General features: G+C 60.7%; 29 protein-coding genes. 17 read left to right on the top strand and 12 right to left on the bottom strand.

From position 1 onward, the window contains the following. The first annotated feature begins 498 nt into the window (after nucleotides 1-498). Nucleotides 499-981: a transcription elongation factor GreA gene (gene greA / locus ACP7E0_RS07965; protein WP_426124106.1), complete on the top strand. Its 483-nt coding sequence runs from the start codon at nucleotides 499-501 to the stop codon at nucleotides 979-981. Between the two features lie 91 nt (nucleotides 982-1072). Here greA and ACP7E0_RS07960 read toward each other — a convergent pair whose 3' ends face one another. Continuing rightward, on the bottom strand, nucleotides 1073-1813 hold the full coding sequence (locus ACP7E0_RS07960) for an SDR family NAD(P)-dependent oxidoreductase (protein ID WP_426124105.1): 741 nt from the start codon (nucleotides 1811-1813) through the stop codon (nucleotides 1073-1075). Nucleotides 1814-2003: 190 nt separating this feature from the next. On the opposite strand from ACP7E0_RS07960, the gene ACP7E0_RS07955 reads away from it, so the two are divergent. The 3 genes from ACP7E0_RS07955 (at nucleotide 2004) to ACP7E0_RS07945 (ending at nucleotide 5369) form a co-directional block, all read left to right on the top strand. Continuing rightward, nucleotides 2004-2912, top strand: a complete 909-nt coding sequence (locus ACP7E0_RS07955) for an AraC family transcriptional regulator (RefSeq protein ID WP_426124103.1) — start codon at nucleotides 2004-2006, stop codon at nucleotides 2910-2912. 144 nt (nucleotides 2913-3056) lie between these two features. Continuing rightward, nucleotides 3057-4103: an aldo/keto reductase gene (locus ACP7E0_RS07950; protein ID WP_426124102.1), complete on the top strand. Its 1047-nt coding sequence runs from the start codon at nucleotides 3057-3059 to the stop codon at nucleotides 4101-4103. Between the two features lie 114 nt (nucleotides 4104-4217). Then, nucleotides 4218-5369: a GAF domain-containing sensor histidine kinase gene (locus ACP7E0_RS07945; protein ID WP_426124100.1), complete on the top strand. Its 1152-nt coding sequence runs from the start codon at nucleotides 4218-4220 to the stop codon at nucleotides 5367-5369. Nucleotides 5370-5404: 35 nt separating this feature from the next. Here the strand turns inward: ACP7E0_RS07945 and ACP7E0_RS07940 are convergent, their stop codons facing one another. Together ACP7E0_RS07940 and dapD are read right to left on the bottom strand one after the other, a co-directional pair. After that, the gene (locus ACP7E0_RS07940; RefSeq protein ID WP_426124099.1) at nucleotides 5405-5764 is read right to left on the bottom strand and encodes a DUF805 domain-containing protein; all 360 of its coding nucleotides are present in this window, start codon (nucleotides 5762-5764) and stop codon (nucleotides 5405-5407) included. Between the two features lie 6 nt (nucleotides 5765-5770). Next, a complete protein-coding gene (gene dapD / locus ACP7E0_RS07935; RefSeq protein WP_426124098.1) occupies nucleotides 5771-6628 on the bottom strand; it encodes a 2,3,4,5-tetrahydropyridine-2,6-dicarboxylate N-succinyltransferase in 858 nt (285 codons plus the stop codon). 206 nt (nucleotides 6629-6834) lie between these two features. Between dapD and ACP7E0_RS07930 the strand changes: the two genes are divergently transcribed. From ACP7E0_RS07930 to ACP7E0_RS07915, 4 genes are all read left to right on the top strand, one after another. Next, on the top strand, nucleotides 6835-7734 hold the full coding sequence (locus tag ACP7E0_RS07930) for an LOG family protein (protein WP_426124097.1): 900 nt from the start codon (nucleotides 6835-6837) through the stop codon (nucleotides 7732-7734). A gap of 88 nt (nucleotides 7735-7822) precedes the next feature. Beyond that, nucleotides 7823-8260, top strand: a complete 438-nt coding sequence (locus ACP7E0_RS07925) for a pyridoxamine 5'-phosphate oxidase family protein (RefSeq protein ID WP_426124095.1) — start codon at nucleotides 7823-7825, stop codon at nucleotides 8258-8260. Between the two features lie 126 nt (nucleotides 8261-8386). After that, nucleotides 8387-8791: a hypothetical protein gene (locus tag ACP7E0_RS07920; RefSeq protein ID WP_426124094.1), complete on the top strand. Its 405-nt coding sequence runs from the start codon at nucleotides 8387-8389 to the stop codon at nucleotides 8789-8791. 62 nt (nucleotides 8792-8853) lie between these two features. Next, on the top strand, nucleotides 8854-10224 hold the full coding sequence (locus ACP7E0_RS07915; RefSeq protein ID WP_426124092.1) for a PepSY-associated TM helix domain-containing protein: 1371 nt from the start codon (nucleotides 8854-8856) through the stop codon (nucleotides 10222-10224). Between the two features lie 310 nt (nucleotides 10225-10534). On the opposite strand, the gene ACP7E0_RS07910 is transcribed toward ACP7E0_RS07915, so the two are convergent. Both ACP7E0_RS07910 and ACP7E0_RS07905 read right to left on the bottom strand, forming a co-directional pair. Beyond that, entirely contained in the window at nucleotides 10535-11053 is a 519-nt protein-coding gene (locus ACP7E0_RS07910; RefSeq protein ID WP_426124090.1) for an EF-hand domain-containing protein, read from the bottom strand. 139 nt (nucleotides 11054-11192) lie between these two features. Next, the gene (locus tag ACP7E0_RS07905) at nucleotides 11193-11906 is read right to left on the bottom strand and encodes a pyrimidine 5'-nucleotidase (RefSeq protein ID WP_426124089.1); all 714 of its coding nucleotides are present in this window, start codon (nucleotides 11904-11906) and stop codon (nucleotides 11193-11195) included. Nucleotides 11907-12033: 127 nt separating this feature from the next. Here ACP7E0_RS07905 and ACP7E0_RS07900 point away from each other — a divergent pair, with 127 nt between their 5' ends. The 4 genes from ACP7E0_RS07900 to ACP7E0_RS07885 are packed head-to-tail and all read left to right on the top strand — an operon-like array spanning nucleotide 12034 to nucleotide 15704. After that, a complete protein-coding gene (locus tag ACP7E0_RS07900) occupies nucleotides 12034-12831 on the top strand; it encodes a sterol desaturase family protein (RefSeq protein WP_426124088.1) in 798 nt (265 codons plus the stop codon). 59 nt (nucleotides 12832-12890) lie between these two features. Then, nucleotides 12891-13805 carry an EamA family transporter gene (locus ACP7E0_RS07895; protein ID WP_426124087.1) on the top strand — a complete coding sequence of 305 codons (915 nt, stop codon included), beginning with the start codon at nucleotides 12891-12893 and terminating at the stop codon, nucleotides 13803-13805. 55 nt (nucleotides 13806-13860) lie between these two features. Beyond that, nucleotides 13861-14940 carry a bifunctional transcriptional activator/DNA repair enzyme AdaA gene (locus ACP7E0_RS07890; RefSeq protein ID WP_426124086.1) on the top strand — a complete coding sequence of 360 codons (1080 nt, stop codon included), beginning with the start codon at nucleotides 13861-13863 and terminating at the stop codon, nucleotides 14938-14940. Then, nucleotides 14937-15704, top strand: a complete 768-nt coding sequence (locus ACP7E0_RS07885; protein ID WP_426124085.1) for an isocitrate lyase/PEP mutase family protein — start codon at nucleotides 14937-14939, stop codon at nucleotides 15702-15704. The genes ACP7E0_RS07890 and ACP7E0_RS07885 overlap by 4 nt, the downstream gene beginning before the upstream one ends. Nucleotides 15705-15996: 292 nt before the next feature. On the opposite strand, the gene argB is transcribed toward ACP7E0_RS07885, so the two are convergent. After that, nucleotides 15997-16884 carry an acetylglutamate kinase gene (argB, locus tag ACP7E0_RS07880; RefSeq protein ID WP_426124084.1) on the bottom strand — a complete coding sequence of 296 codons (888 nt, stop codon included), beginning with the start codon at nucleotides 16882-16884 and terminating at the stop codon, nucleotides 15997-15999. Nucleotides 16885-17069: 185 nt separating this feature from the next. Between argB and ACP7E0_RS07875 the strand changes: the two genes are divergently transcribed. From ACP7E0_RS07875 to msrB, 4 genes are all read left to right on the top strand, one after another. Beyond that, nucleotides 17070-17609, top strand: a complete 540-nt coding sequence (locus ACP7E0_RS07875) for a sigma-70 family RNA polymerase sigma factor (RefSeq protein WP_426124082.1) — start codon at nucleotides 17070-17072, stop codon at nucleotides 17607-17609. Then, nucleotides 17606-18328 (top strand): anti-sigma factor, encoded by a 723-nt coding sequence (locus tag ACP7E0_RS07870; RefSeq protein WP_426124081.1) that lies wholly within the window; start codon nucleotides 17606-17608, stop codon nucleotides 18326-18328. The genes ACP7E0_RS07875 and ACP7E0_RS07870 overlap by 4 nt, the downstream gene beginning before the upstream one ends. 254 nt (nucleotides 18329-18582) lie before the next feature. Continuing rightward, the gene (locus tag ACP7E0_RS07865; RefSeq protein ID WP_426124079.1) at nucleotides 18583-19140 is read left to right on the top strand and encodes a fasciclin domain-containing protein; all 558 of its coding nucleotides are present in this window, start codon (nucleotides 18583-18585) and stop codon (nucleotides 19138-19140) included. Nucleotides 19141-19375: 235 nt separating this feature from the next. Beyond that, on the top strand, nucleotides 19376-19867 hold the full coding sequence (gene msrB / locus ACP7E0_RS07860) for a peptide-methionine (R)-S-oxide reductase MsrB (protein WP_426124078.1): 492 nt from the start codon (nucleotides 19376-19378) through the stop codon (nucleotides 19865-19867). Between the two features lie 6 nt (nucleotides 19868-19873). Here the strand turns inward: msrB and ACP7E0_RS07855 are convergent, their stop codons facing one another. From ACP7E0_RS07855 to ACP7E0_RS07840, 4 genes are all read right to left on the bottom strand, one after another. Beyond that, nucleotides 19874-20413, bottom strand: coding sequence for a DUF1269 domain-containing protein (locus ACP7E0_RS07855; protein ID WP_426124077.1), 540 nt, complete (start codon nucleotides 20411-20413; stop codon nucleotides 19874-19876). Nucleotides 20414-20594: 181 nt separating this feature from the next. After that, nucleotides 20595-21248, bottom strand: a complete 654-nt coding sequence (yihA, locus tag ACP7E0_RS07850; RefSeq protein ID WP_426124076.1) for a ribosome biogenesis GTP-binding protein YihA/YsxC — start codon at nucleotides 21246-21248, stop codon at nucleotides 20595-20597. 86 nt (nucleotides 21249-21334) lie between these two features. After that, a complete protein-coding gene (locus ACP7E0_RS07845) occupies nucleotides 21335-22246 on the bottom strand; it encodes a DMT family transporter (protein WP_426124075.1) in 912 nt (303 codons plus the stop codon). Nucleotides 22247-22351: 105 nt separating this feature from the next. After that, nucleotides 22352-23248: a DMT family transporter gene (locus ACP7E0_RS07840; protein ID WP_426124074.1), complete on the bottom strand. Its 897-nt coding sequence runs from the start codon at nucleotides 23246-23248 to the stop codon at nucleotides 22352-22354. A 108-nt stretch (nucleotides 23249-23356) separates the two neighbouring features. Between ACP7E0_RS07840 and ACP7E0_RS07835 the strand changes: the two genes are divergently transcribed. Further along, the gene (locus ACP7E0_RS07835) at nucleotides 23357-24235 is read left to right on the top strand and encodes a LysR substrate-binding domain-containing protein (protein WP_426124073.1); all 879 of its coding nucleotides are present in this window, start codon (nucleotides 23357-23359) and stop codon (nucleotides 24233-24235) included. Between the two features lie 88 nt (nucleotides 24236-24323). Here the strand turns inward: ACP7E0_RS07835 and yidC are convergent, their stop codons facing one another. Together yidC and rnpA are read right to left on the bottom strand one after the other, a co-directional pair. Next, nucleotides 24324-26108, bottom strand: a complete 1785-nt coding sequence (gene yidC, locus ACP7E0_RS07830) for a membrane protein insertase YidC (protein ID WP_426124138.1) — start codon at nucleotides 26106-26108, stop codon at nucleotides 24324-24326. Next, nucleotides 26108-26494 (bottom strand): ribonuclease P protein component, encoded by a 387-nt coding sequence (gene rnpA / locus ACP7E0_RS07825; protein WP_426124072.1) that lies wholly within the window; start codon nucleotides 26492-26494, stop codon nucleotides 26108-26110. Before rnpA ends, yidC begins: the two co-directional genes overlap by 1 nt. Nucleotides 26495-26573: the final 79 nt, after the last annotated feature.

Raw genomic sequence — 26573 nt, 5'->3', positions numbered from 1 at the left:
CGGGCACCGGCCCCACCTCGCCGGCAACGCAAACCGGTGTATCCGTGGTGGGACGCAAAGAGTATGGCACGGGTTTTGAGGGCGGGGATTTGCGGGGATGATTTTTTACGTCCGGTTGAGGATTTTCTGGCGTGGCCAGGCTACCCAATTCCTCCGTCATGCGGTCCTCGGGCTCGACCCGAGGAATGTCACAGGCATCCAGCCACCACGCGTCGGCGCGGTGAGAAAACCGCTTTGAGCCGGGTTGAGTCTTTTCACAGCGCAGACGCGCCGCGGCTGAATCCCCGCCACAAGGGCGAGGAAGACGGGCGGAGGTGGCCGCCTAGCGTATTCCTGCCGGTTATCCTTGGAAATATGATAAGACGCGAGCAGCGCCGGCTGCTGATGGTACAATATCGGCGGACAGTCCCTTGTCTTTCGACAGACGGTCCTGACAAACACGCGGCAGTTGCCCCGTGCTTCTGCAGGAGCGCATCGTGCCGAGATGGAGTTTTGAGATTGAGTGTTGCCTTTGCCAAGGATGACAGTGCTGAAACGGCTGCGGAAACCCATTTGCCCGATCGGCCGATTTCCTCGCATCCGAACCGTGTGACGGAGGCTGGATTGAAGGCACTGGAGTTGGAGCTCAGCCAAGCCCGCGCAGCCTACGAGGCCACGAGTACGATCGAGGACGTCAATGAACGGCGGCGGCAGGCGGCAAGCCCGTTGCGCGATACGCGCTATTTTGCGGCACGGGTTCATACGGCCGAAGTTATCCCCGCCCCAGCGTCGATCGACAAAGTCTCCTTCGGCAGCACGGTGACCTTCAGCCGTAACGACGGACGTGTGCAGACTTACCGCATTGTCGGCGAGGACGAAGCGGATCCCAAGGCCGGATCAATTTCCTACGTCTCACCGGTGGCACGGCTTCTGACGGGCAAGGCTGTCGGCGATGTCGTCGGCACCGGTGATCACGAACTTGAGATCGTAGCCATCGCTTAAGAATGCCGTTTCGGAGCAGACCATCCCTATTTAAGCTGCGACGGCTTTTGGAGAAACCCGGTGCCGATAGCCTTTATAGGCTGGCTGCTCCTCACCACCCCCGCCAGCCGGCGGATGCCACCAGCTCGTTGCGGATGAAGGCGATATCGTCGGAGGCGGCTTGCGTGCCGGCTCCGGGCAGGCGGCCCCGGCGCAGCGACCTTAGTGCGGGAATGCGGCGTGCGGTCTTTTCGAGAAGATTGGGGCTGCACAGGTTTTCCGCATCGAAACCGGCCGGATCGATCGAGACGACGCGGATGCCGCGCTCGGCGAATTCGCGGGCAAGGCCAAGTGTCAGCATGTCGATGGCGCTTTTGATGGTGGACTGCGTTTCCGCATCCGGCGCTCCAGCCTGCGGGGCAGCATTGGCCATGGCGCTCATATTGATGATGATGCCGCCCTTGCCGGCGAACTGGCGGGCCGCTTCCTGGCACATCAGGAACGTGCCGAAGACATTGACGGCAAAGGTCCGGTTGGCGTCTGCTTCCGCCTGTTGCGGATCGACCCGGACGATGCCGGCATTGTTGACGACGATGTCAGGCCGGCCGAATATCTCGATCGTCGCCCGAAAAATGCGTTTCACATCCTGCGCCTTCGAGACATCGCCCTCGACGGCGACAGCCCGGCCACCGCGCCGGACGATCCCGGCGGCAAGGCGGGATGCACCGTCGCTATCGGCGACATCATTGATGACAACGGCTGCGCCTTCAGCGGCAAGCCGGGCTGCGATCCGGGCCGCCGGTCCATTGGCAGCGCCGGTGACGACGGCGGTTTTTCCGGTCAATCTGGTCATGGCGATTTCCTTGATTCTTCGGACTTGCTGATCCGATGAGCCAAGCATGCGGCAGGCAAGGGCTATAGCGTTACAACGATACTCCGAGATTTCTATGCGATCCTGCAAATGTGAAAGAGTAGGCATTTCCCGGTCCGATATTCCGGAGTAGCGTCGGATCAGTCGAACATCAGGGTATCGTTTCCGCTCCATGCAGAACCAGACAGAACGCTTCGGTGAAATCGCTGAGATCATTGCGCGGCACACGCCGGGAACAGGCATGTTCGAGACCGCGATAGACAACCTGCTGCTGGGTCGCCAGACCGCGCCGACCAACCCTGTTCATCTGGCACACCGCCCGGCTTTCGCGCTCATTGCCCAAGGCCAGAAAAGTGTGACGCTCGGGCAGGATGTCTATCATTACGGGGTTGGCGATTGTGTCGTGGTGTCGTTTGACCTGCCGGTTATCTCCCGGGTCAGCGTCGCCAGTCCGCAGGCGCCGCATCTGGGGCTTGGCATGGTGATCAACCCAGACCGGCTGCGCGAGGTGCTGCAGCGGATCGCCGTCCCGTCTGTCGCGGCCACGGCCGATGGTATGCGGGGTCTTGTCGTCCACAAGGCATCGCCAGCCCTTGTGGACGCGACACTCCGGTACCTGAAGCTCCTTGATACTCCGAACGACATTGCAGGCGTGGCTCCCCTTGTCGAACAGGAAATTCTCTATCGTCTTCTGACGGGGCCTTACGGGCCACGGTTGATCCAGATTGCCACGGCCGACAGCCCGGGGAACCGGGTCGCCAAGGCGATCGCCTGGCTGCGTGAACACTATGTCCGGCCCCTGCGGATCGAGGATCTGGCGGAGCATTGCGGCATGAGCGTTTCGTCGCTGCATCATCATTTCAAGGCGGTCGCGGCGATGACGCCGATGCAGTATCAAAAGCAGCTCAGGCTCAACGAGGCGCGCCGGCTGATGCTGGTCGACAACATGGACGCCGGGATGGCCGGGCATACCGTCGGTTATCAGAGCCCGTCGCAGTTCGGACTGGAGTATACCCGTTTCTATGGCCAGTCGCCGCTGCGCGATGTGTCGATGTTGCGCACGCAGGTCGCGGCCGAATAGCAAAACCATTTTGGACGCGCAGAGCGGCGTTCGAAAGTCCCCAGGGTGGCAACGCAGCCGTTGCGCCCTACGTCCCTCACAAGCATTGCCCGCGCTGCCGGGCCCTTCCGTACCCTTAATTTCAAGAGAACTATGGAGCACCCCATGCGTTATAATCAGCTTGGCAATACCGGCCTGTTCGTTTCGGAAATCTGCCTGGGAACAATGACTTTCGGATCGGCGGAAGGCGCCTTCTGGGGCGGCATCGCCGGTGTTGATCAGGATGCGGCCGACCGCATCGTCGAGCGGTCTCTGGCCGCCGGCGTCAATTTCATCGATACGGCCGATGTTTATTCTGCCGGTGAATCGGAACGGCTGCTCGGGCAGTCGCTGATCAATCTCGGTGTCGAGCGCAAGGATGTGGTGATCGCCACCAAGGTCTTTGGCCAGATGGGCAACGGCCCGAACGATCGCGGCGCCTCGCGCGGCCACATCATGGACTCGGTCGAGGAAAGCCTCGACCGGCTGCAGATGGATCATATCGATCTCTACCAGATCCACGGAACCGATACGGTGACGCCGATCGACGAGACGCTGCGGGCACTGGACGATCTGGTCTCGGGCGGACTGGTCCGCTATGTCGGCATGTCCAACTGGCAGGCATGGCGGATTGCCAAGGCTCTAGGTGTTTCCGAGCGCAAGGGTTTTGCCCGGTTCGAGACGTTGCAGGCCTATTATTCGATCGCCGGCCGTGATCTGGAGCGGGATATCGTGCCGCTGCTCAACGAGGAAAAGATGGGGCTGATGGTCTGGTCGCCGCTCGCCGGCGGGCTGCTGTCGGGCAAGTATGGTCCGGGCGCACCGGGCAATGGCGAAGGCCGCCGGGCAAGCTTCGATTTTCCGCCGGTCGATAAGGACCGGGCCTGGGCCTGCGTTGCCGCCATGCGCGAGGTTGCGGAAAAACACGGTGCCAGCGTCGCCGAAGTGGCGCTCGCCTTCATCCTGGCCAAGCCCTTCGTCACCAGCGTCATCATCGGCGCCAAGCGGGTGGAGCAACTGGATGAAAACCTGAAGGCGGTGAAGCTGAGGCTCGATGCCGACGATCTGGCCAAGCTCGACAATGTTAGTGCGCTGCCGCCGGAATATCCCGGCTGGATGCTGGAGCGGCAGGGAGCAGCCCGGCGGCCACAGCCGTTCGAACCGAAGGCATGATGCCGCAGCGGCGCCGTTTACGGTGTCGCTACCATCATCAGACTTGCATCTGAGCTACATTCCGCCGAGAAAGAAGTAAATGCTGTGCACACGCCTTGTATCGAAAGTAACGCAGTGAACGACAATCCCGCCGCCGCGGTTGAGGCTATCGCGCAAATCAGCGCCGTGCCGACCATTCTCGATGTGGTCTGCAGGACGACCGGCATGCGCTTTGCGGCGGTGGCGCGGGTTACCGCCGACCGGTGGATCGCCTGCGGTGTGCAGGACAATCTGGCTTTCGGGCTGGAGCCGGGCGGCGAGCTGAAGATCGAGACGACGATCTGCAACGAGATCCGCGATCACCGTCAGCCTGTCATCATCGACAATGTCGCCGAGGACCCGACCTATTGTGATCATCATACACCGGCAGTTTATGGATTGCAGAGTTACATCTCGGTGCCGATCACGCTCGCCGACGGCTCCTTTTTCGGCACGCTCTGCGCCATCGATACGGTGCCGCGCAAACTGAATACGCCGGAAATCACTGGGATGTTCCAGCTGTTTGCCAACCTGATTGCCTTCCATCTCGACGCGCATGAGCGGATCGACCAGGAGCGGCAGGGCAGCGAGTTGCGCGAACAGTTCATCGCCGTGCTCGGCCACGATCTGCGCAATCCGCTGGCATCGCTTGATGCCGGCACCCGCATGCTGCAGCGCTCGGTGACAGACGACAAAAGCAAGACGGTGCTCGGGTTGATGCAAAACAGCATTTCGCGGATGTCGGGGCTGATTGATAACGTGCTCGATTTTGCCCGCGGCCGGCTAGGCGGCGGCATTTCCATCGAACAGGCGGACCGGGTACCGCTCCGGCCTGTTCTGGAACAGGTAATCGCCGAGTTGAGGATGGCCAATCCGGGCCAGCGGATCGAGGCGGATCTGACGGAGGCGATGGTGCGTTGCGACGAGGGCCGAGTTGGGCAGTTGCTGTCCAACCTTTTGGCCAATGCGCTGAGACATGGTGATCCGGAGGCGCCGATCCGGGTGCGCTCGGTGATGTCGGGTGGCCGTTTTGAGCTGACGGTGACCAATGCCGGCGAACCGATCCCGGAGGCGGTGGTCAAGGACCTGTTCAAGCCGTTCGTGCGCGCTTCGGCCAAGGCAAACCTGCAAGGGCTCGGTCTCGGGCTCTATATCGCCTCGGAAATCGCCAAGGCGCACAAGGGAAAACTTCAGGTGACCTCGACAGAGGAAGAGACCTGTTTCACCTTCCAGATGCCGCAGCAATAGGCGGCGCCCTCCCGGCAGCCGGCTTTCACCGCTATTCAGCGGCCGTATTCGTTTGGCCCCTCGGTGCCCGGCCAAAGGCAGAGCGCAAGGAAGAGGACGGGGCTAAGCACCGGGATGAACAGGCAGATGGCGAGGTGGCCGGGATAGCCGATATCGTGCAGCCGCTTGATGGTCATCAGCGCGATCGACGCGGTGGAGACAAGCGCCGTGACGACGAGGATCAGGGTCCACAGTGCCAGCGGAATGTCGTTACCCTGATGAGCGAAGACGCGGGATAGCACGAAGCCGCTGACTGCGCCCCAAAATAGCCAGCCGAGAAAATAGGGCAGGCGGCTGACGCGGCCGGAGGGGCTGAAGAACAGCCAGGACATGCTCTGCTGCCCCTCCGTGCGCATGATGGATCAGTCCCGCAGAAGTTCGTTGATGCCGGTCTTCGAGCGGGTCTTTTCATCGACGCGCTTGACGATGACGGCGCAATAGAGGTTCGGGGCGACCACGCCGTTCGGCATGACAGCGCCGGAACCCATCGAGCCGGCAACGACGACGGAATAGGGCGGCACTTCGCCATAGGTGACTTCGCCGGTGGCGCGATCGACGATCTTGGTCGACTTGCCGATGAACACGCCCATGCCGAGAACCGAGCCTTCACGAACGATGCAACCTTCGACCACTTCGGAGCGGGCGCCGATGAAGCAATTGTCCTCGATTATCGTCGGGCCGGCCTGCATCGGCTCCAGCACGCCGCCGATGCCGACGCCGCCGGAGAGATGAACATGCTTGCCGATCTGGGCGCAGGAACCGACCGTCGCCCAGGTGTCGACCATGGTGCCCTCGCCGACATAAGCGCCGAGATTGACGAAGGACGGCATCAGGATGGCGTTGGGAGCGATATAGGCGGAGCGGCGAACGATCGCGTTCGGCACAGCGCGGAAACCGGCTTCGCGGAACTGGTTTTCGCCCCAGCCTTCGAATTTCGAGGGAACCTTGTCCCACCAGGTGGACTGGCCCGAGCCGCCCTTGACGACCTCCATGTCATTCAGCCTGAACGACAGGAGAACGGCTTTCTTCAGCCATTGATTGACGGTCCAGTTACCGTCAGCGCCACGTTCGGCGACGCGCACCTTGCCGCCGTCGAGCAGATCAAGGGCTGTATCGACCGCATCGCGGATCTCGCCCTTGGTGTTGATGGTGACGCTATCGCGATTGTCGAAAGCGGTGTCGATGGTCTGCGACAGGGAGGCGAGATCATGGGTCGTCATCGGAATTCCTTAAACTTCGGCGTCTATCGTAATCTGCTCTAGTGCATGATCCCGAAAAATTGAAGTGGTTTTCGGTTGCGGTCGGGGCTGGATGAAGGTGTATGTCCCGGAATGGGCACGGGTGATTTGATCCGTAGCGACCGGGATGTTGGAAGGAGCATCCGGCAGCGATGATTTGCTGTCGGTTTGCGGCAGGAAAGTTTGACATGGCAAGAATGAAGAAGCGGAATCTGCGGCGCAAGGACGGGGTCTGGGACCCTTTGGTCGATAGCCAGCAGACCCGCCAGCGCGCGGCAGGCGTTCCGCAGACACCACAATCGATGTCACCCTCCTACAGGCTCGCCTATACGGATGATGATTTCATGGCCCGCGAAGAGCTGCGTCCCATGCGGCTGCAGCTGGAACTGCTGAAGCCTGAAATGATCATGGCCGAGCGGGGCATCAATTCGACAGTGGTGATGTTCGGCGGTGCCCGCATTCCCGAGCCCGGCGGCGATGCCTGGGCGGCAAAGAACGAGACCCAGCGCCAGAACCTGACCGCCGCCTCGGTCTATTATGAGGAGGCACGCAAATTCGCCCGTCTCTGCTCTCAGCATTCGGCCGAGTCCGGATACAAGGAGTATGTGGTGACCACCGGCGGCGGGCCGGGGGTGATGGAAGCGGGCAATCGCGGTGCCGACGACATCGGCGCGCCGTCGATCGGGCTGAACATCGTTTTGCCGCACGAACAGGCACCCAATCGCTATGTGACGCCGGAACTGTCCTTCAACTTCCATTACTTCGCCATCCGCAAGATGCACTTTCTTTTGCGGGCCAAGGCCGTCGTGGTGTTTCCGGGCGGCTTTGGCACATTTGACGAACTGTTCGAGACGATCACGCTGATGCAGACGGGCCGCATGGCTCTGGTGCCGCTGATCCTGTTCGGCGAGAAGTTCTGGCGCAGCGTCATCAATTTCGAGGCGCTGGCCGATTTCGGCACCATCGCGCCCAACGATCTCGATCTCCTCCAGTTCGTCGAAACCGCCGACGAGGCCTGGGAGATCATCGCGAAATTCTACGAGACGGTCGATCCGGCAACGGTGCCAATGGCCTCCGGCGAACGGTAGATATCACTATCCCATCTTCTCCAGCCCGCGTCTGAACCAATCGGCGCGGGCTGCGTTCTTCCGTCATTCATTGACGCGGGAGACGATCATGCCTTCAAAGACCCTTTCGGAAATTGCCAAGAAAATGGCCGATATCGACATTGCCATGCTGTCGACCCATACCGATGGCGGCGCCATCGCTGGCCGGCCGATGAGCAACAATGGCGAGGTCGAATACGACGGCGATTCCTATTATTTTACCTGGGAAAAATCGCGCATGGTCGACGACATCAAGCGCAACCCGAAGGTTGGTCTTTCCTTCCAGGGCAAAAAGGCCTTCATGGTGGCGGTCGAAGGCGAGGCTGATGTCATCAAGGACAAGGCGGCCTTCAAGGAACACTGGACGAAGGATCTCGACGACTGGTTCAAGGACGGCGTCGACACCAAAGGTCTGGTCTTGATCAAGGTCAGCGCCGTTAGGGCGCATTACTGGGACGGCGAGGATGAGGGCGAGGTCAAGCTGACAGGCGCCAAACGGCGTCATTAAGACGACGGCCGGTCGGAGTTTCGCTGATCAGTCCAGCAACGATGAGCGTTTGAACGCCTCAGCAAATTTCCGCAACCGGCGTTGTGTCGCAGTGACAGGCCGTCGCGGCTGTGGCAATGAGCCGTGATGAAAACCCTGCGGCTTGTCTTGAGAGATAGAGTGTCGGCCGGCGCGATTGCCGTGCTGTTCGCTGCCATGCTTTTGATGCAGGGGCTTCTCTCCGGTGTTGCCCATGGAACGATGGCAAGCGCTGCCGTCGATCCATTCAATATACTCTGCATCGCCCATGAGAACGGGCTGCAGCAGACCTTGCCTGACGGCGGGCCAGCCAAGGCTGCCCACGACCTGTGCGCCACGCTCTGTCAGCTTGCAGCGGGCTACACGCCCGCCTTGCCCGGCCGCTCGGTCGATATCGTTTCTCCTGTCCTCAGCGTTGTGGCTGAAATCTATTTTCCCGCAAAGCCTGTGCCCCGGGTTGACCTGCGCAGTTTCTTCGCTGAAGCCAGAGCTCCCCCGTCCATCTCCGCATGACGTCATGAATCAGAGCCGTTCGCCAGGCGACGGCCGCCATTTTTGCTCATCTGGAGAGACCCATGTCCGATTTCACCATCGGTCGCGTGGACGCCGCTGTTGTGGTGCGTTCGCCGTCCGATCTTTACCGCGCCGTCTGGCGCTGGCATTTCTATGCGGGCCTTCTGGTCCTGCCCTTTCTGATCACGCTGGCCGTCACCGGCGCGCTCTACCTGTTCCGCGACGAGATCGATGGTTTTGTTTACGCCGATCTGAAGCGCGTCGAGGTTCAGGAGAATGTTGTCACGGTCGCACCGTCGGCGATGGTCGCAGCCGCACTTGCCGCCTATCCCGGCAAGGCCGTCAAATATACCGACCCGCCTTCGCCAGTGGATTCCGTCGAGATCACCGTCAATACGCCGGTGGAGGGCAAACTGGCGGTTTACGTCAATCCCTATGACGGCAAGGTACTGGGAGCGCTGCCCGATCGTGGCACCATCATGTGGACCATCCGCACCCTGCACAGCCTGAAGTATTTCGGCTCGTTTGCGCGGTCGCTGATCGAGATCGCTGCGGGCTGGTCGGTGCTTCTGGTTGCCACCGGCATCTATCTCTGGTGGCCGCGCACCCAGACGGGCGGGGTCTTAAGCGTGCGCGGCACGCCGAAACGGCGGGTGTTCTGGCGGGATACCCATGCGGTCAGCGGCATTTTCGTCGGCTTCTTCATCGTCTTCCTGGCGGTGACCGGCATGCCCTGGTCCGGCGTCTGGGGCGAAAAAGTCAACGAATGGGCAAACGGCAGTAATTTCGGCTATCCGGCCGGCGTGCGCACTGCCGTGCCGATGTCCGGCGAGCCTCTTGATCATGTCGCCAAGACGACATGGTCGCTGGAGCAGGCACAGGTGCCGCAGTCCACAGGCGAGGGCAGAGCGGCAATCGGCCTCGATCAGGCTGTCGCCATCTTCGACGGGCTTGGACTGCGTCACGGCTATGCGGTGAATATGCCGATGAAGCCGCAAGGGGTTTATACCGGTTCCGTCTATCCCGACGACGTGTCTCAGCAGCGAGTGGTGCATCTCGACCAGTATAGCGGCAAGCCGCTGATCGACATGAGCTATGCGGATTACGGTCCGCTCGGCAAGGCGCTGGAATGGGGCATCAACGTCCATATGGGGCAGCAGTTCGGGCTGGCGAACCAGCTGGTGCTGCTTGCTGCGTGCATTGCCATCGTGCTCTTGGCGGTTTCGGCTGCGATCATGTGGTGGAAGCGCCGGCCGAAGGGCGCGCTCGGCGTGCCGCCAATGCCTTCGGACAAGCGGGTGTTTCGCGGCCTGATCGCACTGCTGGCGATCGGCGGCATTCTCTTCCCGCTGGTCGGTCTCTCGCTGGTGGTGATGCTGGCGCTCGACTGGAGCTATCCGCACTTCCGGCGTGCGATCCAGTTTGCACCGTGAACGGCGGGGCGGTAGTTTAGAAAGGAAAGACCCTCCCCAACCCTCCCCACAAGGGGGAGGGGGCCTGAGTTCTGTATTGAACATGCGGGCACTTAATTTCCTCCGCCATGCTCGCCCTCGTGGCGGACATCCAGCCAGCCCAAGTCCTTGAGCTGAAAACGTCTTTTGACCCGACAGACGTCGGGTCGTTGGATCCCCGCCACGAGGGCGAGGATGACGGAGAGTGGGGTACCGCTTTCGTCAAATATCGGCTTCAGGGTTTGTCAGCAGTCTGAACGCCCCGGCATTCGTCGACCGGGAGGTATAGCAATCAGATTTTCTTGGTCTTGGTAAAGTCGGAGGCGTCGATGACGCCGTCGCCATTGGTGTCGCGGCGCTTGAACATTTGGTCAGCCCGCGCTGTCACCTCAGTCAGGCTCAGCGAACCGTTCTTGTCGGTATCGGCGCGCTTGAAGCCCTTATGGCGCATGCCGGGCAGCATGGCCGGGCGTGTCTCGCGGAGCTTTTCCATCGCGGCAGTCTTGTCTGCGCCGGTCTTTTCCTTCGCAGCCCGCCATTCCTGGCCATGGGCCTTGCGCTGCGCCTTGATTTCATCGCGGGTGACCTGGCCGTTGCCGTCGGCATCGAAAGCCTTGAAGGCTTCTGCGGTGCGGGCATGAACCTCGTCCAGCGAGACCTTGTTGTCGCCGTTTGTATCGAAGCGCTTGACCGTCCATTCGGCCCGCTGCTCCGGCGTTGGCTTCTGCCGGGCGGCGAATGTGGGGGCAACAAAGCCGGTGAGTGCGAGGCTGGCGGCGACGGCTCCGAGAATGAGGGTGTTCTTTCGCATGTTAAAGTCCTTTCCGTGAACCAAGTCTCTGAGGAAAGGATAGCCAACCCGGCCGAGATGACCAGTTAAAGTTTTGTAATGTAAGCCTTTGACAAGAAACAGGTTTTTCCGTGTCGAAAATGTGTGTCGATCCGCGGCGTCAACCTTCTGACAAGAGCCGGTTGAGGAAGCCCGTCAGGTCTTCGGTGACGTAATCGACCTGCGCATCGCCATCCTCGGTCTTTTCCCAGGCTTCGGCAAACTCGTATTCGAAATTGCGCGGCACCAGGAGAACCGTCTTCATGCCGAGCGTCTTCGGAACCACCAGATTACGCGGCAGGTCCTCGAACATGGCGGCATGCTTGGTATCGACCCGGTGCAGGCTCATGAACTTATGATAGGTATCGCCGGCGGGCTTCGGCACATACTCGGCGGCGACAATATCGAAAATGTCGTCGAAATGATCGAGAATCCCCAGCGCCCGCGCTGTCATCTCCGCATGCTTAACGCTGCCATTGGTGAAGATGAACTTGCGGCCCGGCAGCGCCTTGATGGCTTCGCCGAGCGCCGGATCGGCCGGAACGACGGAATAGTCGATCGCATGCGCCTTCTGCAGGAAGTCGTTGGGATCGATGCCGTGATGGATCATCAGGCCCTGCAGGGTGGTGCCGTGATCGCGGTAATATTCCTTCTGCAACGTTTTGGCGGCCACCGCATCCAGCGTCAAAAGCGCTGCGACATAGGCCGTCATGTTGCGGTCGATCTGCGAGAACAGATTGACGTGATGCGGATAGAGCGTGTTGTCGAGATCGAACACCCAGTCGGTGACATGGGCGAAATCGGCTTTGGTCGGCAGGCGGTCGAGCTGGGTCATGGCCGCGTTATGCCATGGCGAATGTGGCGAGGAAATGGGCTTTCTAAGCTCCGCTCGCATTTCTCCTTTGAATTGTCAAAACGGTATGGCACGTTCCCGCCCGGGCGGTTTTGGCCCGGGAGCTGCAATGGCGATGTCGGACGAACTCTTCTACAGTCTGTTTCTGCTTGGCTTTTATGCCGCATCGGTCGTTACATATTTTGCCTTTGGCTTTGCCGTGACCTTCGTCAACGATCGTAACCCGGAGCGGAAAATTCAAAAGGGCCGCGGCTCCGGCAAGCGCCGCAACGCGGAAATCCGCCAGAGCCTGGCCTCGATGTTCAGCGCCTGCCTGCCGCTCACCATCGGCCTCTACGTACAGGAGAAGGGCTGGGCGCTGACGCCCTGGGACTTCAGCTGGTGGACGGCGCTGCCGCTCTTCCTGCTGATCATGTTCCTCTATGATACCTGGTTTTATTTCATGCACCGGCTGTTGCATACCAAGTGGCTCTATCCGCTGCATGCGCTGCATCACAAGAGCCTCGCGCCGACCGTCTGGAGCACCTATTCCGAGGATGTTCTCGACAATTTCCTGCTGCAGGGTTTTACCGCCGTCATCGTCTTCGTCGTGCCGTTTCCGCCGGCAATCCTGATCGGGCAAAGGGTGTTCGAACACTTCAACGGCATGTTCGGCCATTGCGGGTTCGAGTATTTCGCCTCCTCGACGGCGCGCTATCCGTCGCCGATGCTGTGCACCACATTCCATGACCAGCACCATTCGGGCTTCCGCTACAATTACGGCAACTATTTCTCCTTCTGGGATCGCGTGCTCGGCACCGTTTCGCCGGATTACGACCAGCGGGTGAAGAAGACCGAGGAGGAGGCCCCGCCGCTAACATTCCGCCAGACTGCGGTGCCGCCGGAGGCCCAGGAAAAGTCGGTCTGAAACCTCTTTTGCGCCCCGCCGGACTGGCAATGGCCATGCCCGCATGTTAGCCCGCAAAGATGCAAACCTGGATCGTCATCACCATCGTAGCGGCGTTTTTGCAGAACATCCGCTCCGCCATGCAAAAACACCTGAAGGGCGTGATGGGCACGACCGGGGCGACCTTCGTGCGCTTCGGTTACGGCGTGCCGTTCGCGCTGCTTTATCTGGCGGTCCTCTGGCGCGGCTTTGACCGGCCGCTGCCGGTTCCCGACGCGCATTTCTTCCTCTGGGCTGTCATCGGCGGGCTGTCGCAGATCGTTGCGACCTTCCTGCTCGTGCACCTGTTCTCCTTCCGCAACTTTGCGGTCGGAACGGCCTATTCGCGCACCGAACCGGCGCAGGCGGCCTTGTTCGCGCTGATCTTTCTCGGCGAGGCGGCAAGCCGGGGAACGCTGGTCGCCATTGCCATCTCCGTCGTTGGCGTGATGATCATTTCGGTGGCGCGTACGCCGCTCAGCGTCAAATCGCTGGTGACCTCGGTGTTTACCCGCACCGCTGGGATAGGGCTTTTGTCGGGCACGTTCTTCGGCCTCTCGGGCGTCTCCTACCGGTCGGCCTCGCTGGCGCTGGCCCCCAGCCTGCCGCAGCCGGATTTCGTCATGCAGGCGAGTTTTACGCTGGGCTTCGTCATCTTGTTGCAGACCGTGACGATGCTGGTCTGGATCCTGACCCGCGAGCCGGACGAGTTGAAACGCGTAATCAAGGCCTGGCGGCCGGGCCTTTTGGTCGGCTTTGCGGGCGCGTCGGCCTCCTTCGGCTGGTTCATGGCGATGACGCTGCAGCAGGCAGCGATCGTCAAGGTGGTGGCACAGGTGGAAATGCTGTTCACCTTTGCCTCCGCGGTGTTCATCTTCCGCGAATGGATCAACAGGCTGGAGGTCCTCGGCTGCCTGCTGATCGTGCTCGGCGTGGTGATGCTGCTGATCCTTTAAAAATAGGCGCCCGATTTTCGGCGGCGCGTAAAATGTTCCGGTGGTAAAAGGGATCATGCTTTTCGATCTCCCCCCTGAAGACACCCTCTACGATGCGCTCCTGTCGCGCAGCACCGACTATGAAGGTTCGGCCTTCGTCTGCGTCAAGACCACCGGCATCTTCTGCCGCCTCTCGTGCCCGGCGCGAAAGCCTAGGCGCGAGAACACGATTTTCACCGATTCGATTGGCACCTGCCTGGAGGCGGGTTTCCGGCCCTGCCTGCGCTGCCGCCCGCTGGAAACGGCTGGCGGCAAGGACGCGATCGTTGACGGCCTGATGCAGGCGCTCGACGCCGACCCGGAACGGCGCTGGACGGAGACCGATCTGATCCGGCGCGGCTATGATCCATCCACCGTGCGCCGCGCCTTCAAGCGTCATCTCGGCATCACCTTCCTCGATCTCGCCAGGCATCGCAGGCTCGGGGCGGCGGCGCGGCATCTGGCCGAAGGCGGCCGCGTCATCGATGCGCAAATGGAGGCGGGCTACGAATCGCCAAGCGGCTTTCGCGCCGCCTTCGCACGGCTGATCGGCGGAGCACCGGCAATGTCGCAGGGGCGCTCGCTGCTTTATGCCGATTGGATGGAAACGCCGCTCGGGCCGATGGTCGCGGTAGCCGACGAGACACGCCTGCATCTGCTTGAATTCCATGACCGCAAGGGACTGCCGGCCGAGATGGAAAAGCTGAAGCGCCAGACGCGCTCTTCGGTCGCTCCCGGAAAAACACCGCCGATCGCGCAGATCGAGACCGAGCTTTCGGATTACTTCACCGGCAAGGTAGGCGTGTTCAAGACGCCGCTGGCTCTCAACGGGACGGCGTTCGAGCGGCAGGTCTGGGCGAAGCTGCAGCATATTCCGCCGGGCGAGACACGATCCTATGGTGATATTGCCTGCGAAGTGGATACGATGAAGGCGGTCCGAGCGGTTGCCAAAGCCAATGGAGCCAACCAGATTTCGATTGTCATTCCCTGCCACCGCTGCATTGGTTCAGACGGTTCGCTGACGGGATATGGCGGCGGGCTCTGGCGCAAGCAGTGGCTTTTGCGGCATGAAGGCAGGATGAGGCCCACAGGATTGTTTTCGGAGGAAAGACGATGAACCAGACCGACAAGGCAAAGGCGTTCAGGGAACTGCACCGCAAGGGCGATCCGGTGGTGCTCTACAATATCTGGGATGCGGGCACGGCGAAGGCCGTGACTGCATCCGGCGCTAAGGCGCTGGCGACCGGAAGCTGGTCGGTGGCCGATGCCAATGGCTATGGCGATGGCCAGGAAATCCCGATGCTGCACCTCATCGATATCGCGCGCAGCATTGTGGCGGCGACCGTTCTGCCGGTGTCTATCGATTTCGAGGGTGGCTATGCCGAAGACCCTGACGCGACCGCCGAGAATGTCGGCCGGGTGATCGATACCGGTGCTGTCGGCATCAATTTCGAGGATCAGGTGGTCGGCGGCAGCGGGCTGCACACGATCGAGGCGCAGGCTGCACGGGTGAAGGCGATCCGGGCCAAGGCAGACGAAAAGGGCATCTCCTTCTTCATCAATGCCCGCACCGATCTTTTCCTCAAACTCTCCGATCCCGTCCGGCACGCGCCGCTGGTGGATGAGGCGATCGAGCGGGCGGCAGCGTATACGCAGGCCGGCGCCAGCGGTTTCTTCGTGCCGGGATTGTCGAACCCGGACCTGATCGGACGGGTTTGCGAGGCGGTGTCGCTGCCCGTCAACATCATGATGCAGCCGGGCATGGATAAGAAGACGCTGGCCGGACTTGGCGTCGCGCGCATCAGCTACGGGCCGGGACCGTATCGGGCGATGATCGAGTGGCTGAAGGGTGAGGCGACGAGGGTTTATCAGGGGGGCTGACGCGCTTGGATTTCCAGCGCTCGTGGGGTTAGCGGTTCTGGAGCGGCGAACCTCACACTTCCCGTCATCCTCGCCCTTGTGGCGGGGATCCGGTAGCGGCGCGTCTGCGCCGCTGAAAGACTCTTTTCACGCGACGGACGTCGCGTGGCTGGATTCCTGTGACAGGCACAGGAATGACGGAAGTAGAGAGAGCCGTGGCGGTCCATTACGACGGTGCCTGCCGAACGTATAACCATAGGCCAAGCTTGGCCAGAGCCGAGCTATTTACGGTCCCCTGCCGCGCGGGCCAGCCTCACGGAACGATCAGCGTTCCCGCACCGTGTTCAGTGAAAATCTCCAAGAGCACCGAGTGCGCCGTCTTGCCGTTCAGAATGACGACCCCTTCGACGCCGCGGGAAAGCGCTTCGATGCAGGTTTCGACCTTGGGGATCATGCCGCCGGAGATCGTGCCGTCCTTGATCAGCGCATGCGCTTCCGCGACCGAGAGTTCCTTGATCAGTTCGCCCTTCTTGTCGAGCACGCCGGGAACGTCGGTGAGGAACAGCAGGCGGGTGGCATTCAGCGCACCGGCGATCGCGCCGGCAAAGGTATCGGCGTTGATGTTGTAGGTGGCGCCGTCGCGGCCGGGGGCAACCGGGGCGATGACCGGGATCATTTCCGATTTGGCAAGCAGGTCGAGCAGGGTGCGGTCGACTTCCGTCACCTCGCCGACGAAGCCGAGATCGAGGACGCGTTCGATGTTGCTGTCGGGATCGATCACGGTCTTGCGGGCCTTCTGGGCGAAGACCATGTTGCCGTCCTTGCCGCAAAGGCCGATTGCCCATTCGCCGGTCTGGTTGATCAGCGCGACAATTTCCTTGTTGATCGAGCCGGCCAGCACCATCTCGACGATCTCGACGGTCTTCTGGTCGGTGACGCGCAGGCCGCCTTCGAATTTCGATTCGATGCCCATCTTGGTCAGCATCGCGCCGATCTGCGGGCCGCCGCCATGCACGACGATCGGGTTGACGCCTGACTGTTTCAACAGCGCGATATCCGCGGCAAAGGCCTTGCCGAGCTCGGCATTGCCCATGGCGTGGCCGCCATATTTGACGACGATGGTCTTGTTCTCGTAGCGCTGCATATAGGGCAGTGCCTTGGCGAGAAGATTTGCCTGGATTTCGCTTTCGGATGCGGACATGGAAATACCTCGAAATTAGCCGGGTGCTGTTTAGCGCAAGTTTCCGGTGGAGGGAATGATCCTTGGCAAAGATAAAGCCGGTGTGACATCGGTCACAGCAACCGGTTAATCTCGTGCAGCTCCCCTTTTTATCCCCAGGCTTGTGCCCTATGTTCGCCAGTGACGGGGCGAGGACCGGAGTATCAATGACCACAAACGACATCTCCACGCTGATCGGCCGGGTCTCGCTCAGGGACCGCGCGGCGTTCTCCGCTCTCTACCGCCAGACCAGCCCGAAACTTTTTGCCATTTGCGTCCGTATCTTGAGAGACCGGACGGAAGCGGAAGAAGCGTTGCAGGAAATCTACATCAAGATATGGCAACGGGCGGACCGTTATGCCAGCGGCGACACCAATCCGATGTCCTGGCTTTCGGCGATTGCGCGCAATCATGCGATCGATCATCTGCGGGCAAGAAAGCCGGTGGCAAACACGATTGACGAGGCCTATGATCTGGCAGATTCTGCGCCGGACCCGGAGAAGACCGCCATCAATACGGCGGAGGGCCGCCGGATCGACAATTGCATGAACGAACTCGAGGCAGACCGCGCCGATGCCGTGCGCAAGGCCTATGTCGAGGGGCTGAGCTACCAGGAACTGGCCGAACTTTTCGGCACGCCGCTGAACACGATGCGAACATGGCTGCGCCGCAGCCTGTTGAAACTCAGAGAGTGCATGGAGCGATGACCATACAGAACCCCGAAAGCGGAGATTCCCGCCGCGACCAGGTGATTGCGGGCGAGTATGTGCTGGGTGTTCTGTCTGCCGACGATCGCCGCAAGGTCGAGGCGCGCATCGTTCTCGATGGCGCCTTCGCGGCCATGGTCAATCACTGGCAGAGCAATCTCACCTCTTTCGACGATGACTATGAGCCGATCGCACCGCCGCCGCAGGTGCTGGTCGCCGTCGAGCGCCGGTTGTTTGCCGAGCAGGCGAGGCCGGTTGTTGCCGAAGGTGGGTTGTGGAATTCGCTGGCGCTGTGGCGTGTGCTGACGCTGGCCTCGGTTGCGGGCCTTGTCACCGTTGCGACCTTTGCGACCGGTATTCTGACGCCCGCCAGTCAGACGAAGCCGCTGGTGGCCGAACTGACCGGCGACGCCAGCACAACGATCAATCTCCTGGCACAATACGATGCCGCCAACGGCGCGCTGAAAATCACGCCGGTCGCGGCAAAGCAGGCGGAAGCCAAATCGCTGGAACTCTGGCTGATCGAGGGCGACAATCCGGCCAAGTCGCTGGGCATCCTGCCGCAGACAGGCGAAGGCGAGATCATCATCCCGCCGGAACTCCGCTCGAAGTTCGGCGAAGGCGTCACGCTCGCGGTCAGCGTCGAGCCCTTCGGCGGCTCGCCGACCGGAACGGCCACCGGGCCGGTGGTCGCCGTTGGCAAGACACGGCTGCCATAGGCCCGCATCATTTATCGTAAGATATTTCTTACCCAATGTTGCGCTTGAAAGAGTGCAGCATTTTTTGTCGCCAACCAGACGATTGTCACAAAACCTTAGAAAATCAAATATTTGCATAAATCGACAGTTTCCTGAAACTCTTTCGAACACCCTGCCGTTCCTTGTTTTGTCCTCTGCGCAGAGAACATGAGTTCCAGAAAAATTGGGAGAGGCCCGCCTTCGCGGGTCCGAGAGATCAACAGGAAGGAATAGAAATGTTCAACTCCATGCTGCGCACGGTCACCGTCGCTTCGATACTGGCCGCCGGCGCATTTGCAGCCCACGCCGAAAATCCGATGGTCGGTGGCGCGCCAATGTATGAAAACAAGAACATCGTTGAGAATGCAGTCAATTCCAAGGATCACACGACCCTGGTCGCCGCCGTCAAGGCTGCCGGGCTCGTCGAAACGCTGCAGGGCAAGGGTCCGTTCACGGTTTTCGCACCGACCAACGAAGCATTCGCAGCCCTGCCGGCCGGTACGGTCGATACGCTGCTGAAGCCTGAAAGCAAGGACATGCTGACGAAGGTGCTGACATGCCATGTCGTGGCTGCCAATGCACTGTCTGACGCCATCTCCAAGATGGTAGCGGACGATGGCGGCACCCATGATGTGAAGACGGTTGGCGGTTGTGTGCTCAAGGCAAAAGCCGACGGCGGCAAGATCACCCTGACCGATGAAACCGGCGGCGTTGCCACCGTCACCATTGCCGACGTCAAGCAGTCTAACGGCGTTATCCACGTGATCGACAAGGTTCTGTTGCCGAAGTCCTGATCCACACCTTTGTGGTTTGGGGGCCGGATGCATCCTCAACGCATTTTCGGCTCCGGGCCGGGGATCAAGTCCTCTCCGGCCATAAGGCCACCGGTTTTTCACTCACCGGTGGCCTTTTTGGTTCGTATACAAGCTGTTGCTCACGCGGGATTGATCGGCATTTGTTTTGCAGTCGGGCGGCCGCCGCACTAGCTTTCAGGCGTTGCCGACACCATTCGGCAGACGGGAGAGTATCATGACAAGCCGACGCTTCTTTCTTCTTTCCGGAGTTGCCCTTGCCGCGGCTGCGGCGTTTCGCGGGATCACACCTGAAGCCATCGCGGCCGAAACGTTCGAAGTGACCAAAACCGATGCAGAATGGAAGGCACTCCTCACCAGCGAGCAGTACCAGATCCTGCGCCACGAGGACACGGAGCGGCCATTCACCAGCGCGCTGAATACCGAAAAGCGCAAGGGTACTTTCCATTGCGCCGGCTGCGATCTGCCAGTCTATTCATCGGAAACCAAATATGACAGCGGCACAGGCTGGCCAAGCTTCTGGGACTCGTTGCCGAATGCAGTAGGCAAGCGAGAGGATATGTCACTGTTCATGACCCGCACCGAATGTCACTGCAGCCGGTGCGGCGGCCATCTCGGCCATATCTTCGACGACGGTCCGCAGCCAACCGGCATGCGCCATTGTATCAACGGGATGGCAATGACGTTTTTGCCCGCATCGGCTGCCTGAACGTTCTTAGAAGGTGCCCGCCGTCGGGGATGCCGGCTGCGCGCCGGAAAGCGCTGCCTGAAGCTTGGCTTCCTGGTCGGGCGACAGCGAGGTCTTCAGCACCTTGCCGCGCAGGCCGGAAAACTCGGCCAGAACCTTTTCCGGCTGTACCTTGCGCACCAGCACGAAGAGGGCCGAAGAATTGTTGGGAATGGTTTCACCGAGCGACTTGATGAAATCGTCATCGATGCCGTAATCGGCAAGCGAGCCCGACAGAGCGCCGGTGCCCGCACCAATCGCGCCGCCGATGGCAAAGCCCGCAAGCGGATTGAGGAACAACAGGCCGACCAGGCCACCCCAAAGCGAGCCGCTGAGAAGTCCCGACGTTGCACCAATGGCCGTCAGGTTCAGGCTTTGCTTCAAGTGGACCTTGCCGGTTTCGTCGCGCACGACGACGACGGCATCCTCGAGGTCGATCAGGTATTCCTTCTTCAGCGTGTTCAGCTTCAGAAGCACCTTGTCGGCTTCTTCGGTGCTGTCAAAACCCACAACAATCAGATCGGACATGTCGTTTTCTCCTTGAACGCTCAACGCATTGGAGGTGCCCGCAAGGCCGCCCCGTGCGTGAACATAGAGCACATGTCATGTCGGGGTAGTGTGACAGCTACAATTAAAGCCTGCCGCGCAAAATCGCGCAGCCGGCTGCGCATATGGCATGCTTGAAATGAGAATCTGAAGCCGATTTGCGTCAGGTCGAGATGGCGACCCGGATGGCGGCGCGCAACTCTTCCATTCCCAAGCCCTTCTCGGACGATGTCGCCAGCACTTCCGGAAAGGCCGCAGGCCGCTTCTTGATCTTTTCCAGCGTTTCGGAAATCAGCCGGGGAACGGCGGGGTCCTTGATCTTGTCGGTCTTGGTGAGGATGACCTGATAGGACACGGCCGCCTTGTCGAGCAGGTCGAGCACATCATCGTCGTTCTTCTTGATGCCATGACGGCTGTCGATCAGCACGTAAACGCGCTTCAGCGTCGAGCGGCCCCGCAGATAGTCGAAGACCAGCTTGGTCCAGGCGTCGACATGTTCCTTTGGCGCCTGTGCATAACCATAGCCGGGCATATCGACCAGCGCCATCGGCGGCAGGTCGCCGGGTTGGCCGGAATAGCCGTCCGGGACGAAATAGTTGAGCTCCTGGGTACGGCCCGGCGTGTTGGATGTGCGTGCCAAACCTTTCTGGCCGACCAGCCCGTTGATCAGCGACGACTTGCCGACATTGGAGCGACCTGCAAAGGCGATCTCCAGCGGACCTTCCGGCGGCAGGAACTTCATCGACGGCACGCCGCGGATGAATACCCATGGCCGCCCGAAAAGGGGCTTGTCGTCCTGCGGCTTAACGTCTGTCATGGCGGTCCTGTCCTTGGCTTCAGGAGAGGACTTCGATGTTTTGCTCCGTCATGTCAAGAAAACTTGCGATTTTCGAGGTTTTTGGCTCAACCGATCGCCCGTCTTTGGCGCCACATCTCGACGCTGAGGTAGGTGAGCAAGGCAACCAGCACCACCGTTCCGCCGAGGATGGTATTGAGGCTCGGGATCTCGCCATGGATGAGCGCGACCCAAAGTGGCGCAAGGATCGTCTCGGCGGTGCCGAGAAGGGCTGCGAGTGCTGACGGGATAAGCCGGGCGCCGGTGACGAAGAATGCCAGGCCGAGGCCGAAGTTGAGAGCGCCGAACGTCGCGAGAATGCCGAGTTCCGGCAAAGTGACGCTGAAGCCAGATGCCATGATGGCCGCGACCGTACCGGCAACGATGGTGCCGAAGCAGGCGGCGGGCGTCATGCGCACATGCGCGTATCGGCGGGTGATGACGGTGGCGAGCGCGAAGACGAAGGCGATCAGGACGGCGAGTGCATCGCCAACCGGCGAGACCGTCCCGCCGACGGAATCCGACACCATGATGGCGACGCCGCCGATCACGGCGGCGATGGCAAGCCAGGTGAGAAGCGAGACGCGTTCGCGAAAAACGATCCAGCCGATCAGCGCGGCAATCAGCGGCACGCCGGCCTGGATCAGCACGATGTTGGCGACGGTGGTATAGGCGAGCGCTAGGATGAACGAGGTCGAGGCGATGGCAAAGCACAAGCCGACCGCAATGCCCGGCAGACCCATGTGGCGAAACAGCGTGACGGTGCCGCGCGGCCCGTCGCGCAATAGCATGAAGAAGATGAGGAAGATGGCGGCGAACAGCGAACGCCAGAACACGATCGTCCAGCCATCTTCGATCGACAGGAAGCGGGCGAGCGTGCCGCCAAAACTCCAGACGATGGCGGACCCGAGCACCAGCGCCGCGCCATGGGTGGCAGTGGGTTGGCCGGTGCTTGCGGATTGCGGCAGGGGCTGCGACATGGCGGGAATCCGGTTGCGGTGGTCAAGTGTAGGAGCAGGCGAACCGACATGCGCGCATATCCGCGACGGGGCGCTGTCGCAAATATTCCGCGCATGTGTGCGCTGCTATCTATCCTCGGCCGCAGCGGTTTCCGGCTCGGGTTTGATCACGGCAAGCACCACGCCGCCGATGGCGATGATTGCCGCGCCTGCCAGCACGCCGGTGGTCGGAATTTCGTTGAAAAACAGGAAACCGATAACGGCGGCAAAGACCAGCCACGCATAATCGACCGGTCCGACGATCGCCAGCGAGGCCAGCCGGTAGCCGCGCACGACGCAATATTGCGCCGCCACCGCGATGGGGCCGAGCAGCAGAAACGGGCCCATGGCGGAGAGGGACGCTTCCTTCCACGTCAGGACGGCGGGCAGAGCCAGAAACAGGATGCCGAAGCCGTTGACATAAAGCAGCACCGTCAGCGGCCGGTCGGCATGCGACAGGACACGGATCATCAGGCCTTCGATGGCCAGCAGGGCGGCACCGAGAACGGCAATGCCCGCGGGCACGAGATAGGCGGGCTCGAACTGGGTGAAGGCGCCGCGCGAGATCATGATGAAACCGGCGCCGGCGAAACTGAGGGTAATGCCGAGCATATGCTGCTTCGTCACGGTTTCCTTCAGCACGAGAACGGCGAGCGGAATGATGAAAACCACATAGAGAAGGCCAAGCGCCGTCGCATCGACAATCGGCATCGCCGCGGAGGAATAGATCAGCGCAAAACAGCCGGAGACACCGAACGCGGCACGCATCGCATGCGAAAACGGCCGGGCGCTGCGATAGACGCGCAAGCTGTCCCGTTTGCAGGCAACCACGCAAAGCAGTGTCGCAAAACCGCTGATGTAACGCAGGAACTGGATCTGCAGCACGGACATGCTGTCCCCGCCGAACTTGCCGGAGGCAAAGATCAAGGAAAATAATGCCGTTCCGAGCACGACCCAGATCATGGCTTCGGCATTCGAGTTCAACAGACTTTTCCGCAAGGCCATAACTTTCAATGGTTTCAATCGAAACTCTTGCCAAATCGGCGCACCACATTGCAAATTCGATTTTTGAGCCCTGAATGAGTATTTTCGATGCAGAACAAGCGTAGTGTCTCGCTGAATGCGGTTCGGGTTTTTGTCCTCACCGCACGGCATCTCAGTATCGTCCAGGCTGCCGGAGAAATCGGTGTCACGCCGAGCGCCGTCAGCCATCAGCTCAAGAAGCTGGAGGGCGAGCTGGGCGTGGCGCTGTTCAAGCGGAGCCACAATTTTCTCGAGTTGACGGATGCCGGACGCCGCTTTCACGACGATGCCGCCGCTGCGATCGCTGCGATCGACCGATCGGCCGAAGCGCTCAGCCGCGATCAGAACGAAATTGTCGTTCGCGTCTCGATCTCGCTCGCCGTTCGCTGGCTGATCCCGGCGCTGGAGCGGTTCAAGGCGCTCAATCCCGCCGCCCGTGTCCGTGTCGAAACGAAAACCGGTTCCAGCATCTCCCTCGGTTCCGGCGATCTTGCGATTTCCTATCATCGTGCGGGCACGAGCCCTGTCGAGGGAGAGTGGCTTGCCGCCGATATGAGCCGTCCGGTCGCATCGCCGGCGCTTCTGGCTGCGGTCGGGTATGAGGGGACCGGCGATCTCGGGAAGGTTCCAGCCCTGCAATGTGCGGTGGACAATTGGGATTGGGCGCTGTGGACCCGGACACTTGGCCTCGAGCGCAGCGCCATACAGATCCAGCATGTGTTCGACACCGACGATGCCGCCCTGCATGCGGCGACTGCGGGGCTGGGCATGGTGCTTGCGCCGGCATTCTTGACGGAGCGTGAAATCCGGTCCGGTGGGCTGGTGGTTCTGCCGGGCTTCGGGCCGGTGGATCTTGGTCACTACCGCGTCGTCTTCCAGCGCCATGAAAACCGCATGACCCGGAAATTCCGCAAGTGGCTCGGCGAGGAAATGCAGCGGATGGTCTAGCCGCTGCGGAGCTGGATGAAGGACGTTCGGGCCAAGAAAAACCCCGGATCAGCCGATCCGGGGTTTTTGATTTTCACCTCGATCCGGCCTATTCGGCCGGTTTCGGTTTCTTTGTGAACAATCCCTTGAGATTGTCGATCAGTTCGACCTTGGCGCCGTGGCGTTTCATGATGAACGCCTGCTGGGCGATCGACAGCGTGTTGTTCCAGGCCCAGTAGATGACGAGACCGGCCGGGAAGCTTGCCAGCATGAAGGTGAAGACCAGCGGCATCCAGGTGAACAGCATTGCCTGGGTCGGATCCGGCGGCGTCGGGTTCATGCGCATCTGCAGGAACATGGTGACACCCATGACCAGCGGCCAGACGCCGATCATCAGCGCGTGCGGTACATCGTAGGGCAGCAGACCGAACAGGTTGAACAGCGAGGTCGGATCCGGTGCCGAAAGGTCCTGGATCCAGCCGAAGAACGGTGCATGGCGCATTTCGATGGTGACGTAGATCACCTTGTAGAGCGCGAAGAACACCGGAATCTGCAACAGGATCGGCCAGCAACCGGCGATCGGGTTGATCTTTTCTTCCTTGTAGAGGGCCATCATGCCCTGCTGCAGCGCCATACGGTCGTCGCCGTGCTTCTTCTTCAGTTCCTCCATCTTCGGCTGAACTTTCTTCATGTTCGCCATCGAAGCATATTGCTTGCTGGCGAGCGGGAAGAAGAGCAGCTTGACAACGATGGTGGTCATCAGGATGGCGACACCGAAATTGCCGAAGTAACGGAAGAAGAAGTCCATCAGTTTGAACATCGGCTTGGTGATGAAGTAGAACCAGCCCCAGTCGATCAAGAGGTCGAACTGCGGGATCGAGTAGGATTTCTCATAACCGTCAACCAGCGGAACCTGCTTGGCACCGGCAAAGACCAGGGTCTTGAGGTCCGTGGACTGGCCGGGCGCAATCGTCACGGCGTCCTGCTTGTAATCAGCCTGGAAGCGCGGGCGGCCATCGGTGAAGTGTTCGTACTTGGATTCGTAGGCCAGGTTCTGCGGCGGCACGATGGTCGCGGCCCAATACTTGTCGGTGATGCCGAGCCAGCCGGTCGTTGCCTTCTCATGCTTGGCCGGAACGTCGTTTTCCACCTTGCTGTAGGCAACTTCATTCAGGCCATGCTCGCCGATCACGCCGATGAAGCCTTCATGCAGAACGTAGACGCTCGGAGTGGTCGGCTTGTTGAAGCGGGTGACGCGGCCATAGGTGGAGAGCGATACCGGCGCGCCGCTACCGTTGTTGATTGTATCCACGACCTGGAACATGAAATGTTCGTCGATCGAGATCGTGCGGGTAAAGACCACGCCCTTCTCGTTGGTGAAGGTCAGAACAACAGGGGTCGACGTCGTCAGCTTGTCGCCGCTCTTGACCGTCCAGACTGTTGTTGGGCCTGGAACAGTGCCGGATGCCTCGTTGCCGATAAAGCCGAGTTCGGTAAAGTAGCCGTCCGGCGTGTCGGAGGGGCTGAACAGCGTGATCAGCGGGCTCTTGTCGTCAACGGTCTCGTGGTATTCCTTGAGCTTCAAGTCGTCGAAGCGTGCGCCGGTCAGATTGATCGAGCCGCTGACCGCAGCCGTGTCGATGGAAACACGGGCCGATTTGGCGATCGCCTGGTCGCGGGTTTCAACAGCACCGGGGACTGCGCCCTGGGCCGGCTGGGCCTGGCCGGGAACGGCCGGCGTAGCGGCCGGCTGGTTCTGCTGGGTGATTTTCTGATGGGCTTCCGCCGCAATCCGTTCTTTCTCTATCTTCGGATTCACATAGAGAAATTGCCAGGCAATCAGGATGAGCACTGACAGCCCGATCGCCACGAAGTAGTTGCGGTTTTTTTCCATCATTCTTTCCTGGAGCCGGCCGGTGGCCGTGAATATTTTTGCTTGCTTTCGATCCGCTCGCAGAGGGTCTTGCCGATCCGCTCGAAGGGCGCGTTCAAAAGGTCGCGTCTGGCGACAATCACATAGTCAAGTCCGGGCTTCATTGCAAATCCGGCGGAAAGTCGCACGGCTTCCTTGAGGCGTCGGCGCATCCGGTTGCGTTCAACGGCGTTGCCATGTTTCTTGGTGACGGTGAAACCGACGCGGGGCGCGGTTTCAGGCTCGTTGCGATCAAGAACTTCCAGAAGAAACAACGGACCCTTCCGCTGCTCTCCTTTGCGCACAGCAAGAAACTGCGGCCGGCTTTTCAGCCGCCCGGCAGTTGATTTAGGCTTGGGTGATGTCATTCGCCCGCGCTCCTTCCGGGAACAGGAGCATCCATCGTCCAGACGGACGTTTTCAGGATGCTCCGGCGCCATGAAGCCG

Source organism: Pararhizobium sp. PWRC1-1 (assembly GCF_049897905.1).
Classification (GTDB): Bacteria; Pseudomonadota; Alphaproteobacteria; order Rhizobiales; family Rhizobiaceae; genus Pararhizobium.
This window is presented reverse-complemented; position numbering and strand designations above follow the sequence as displayed.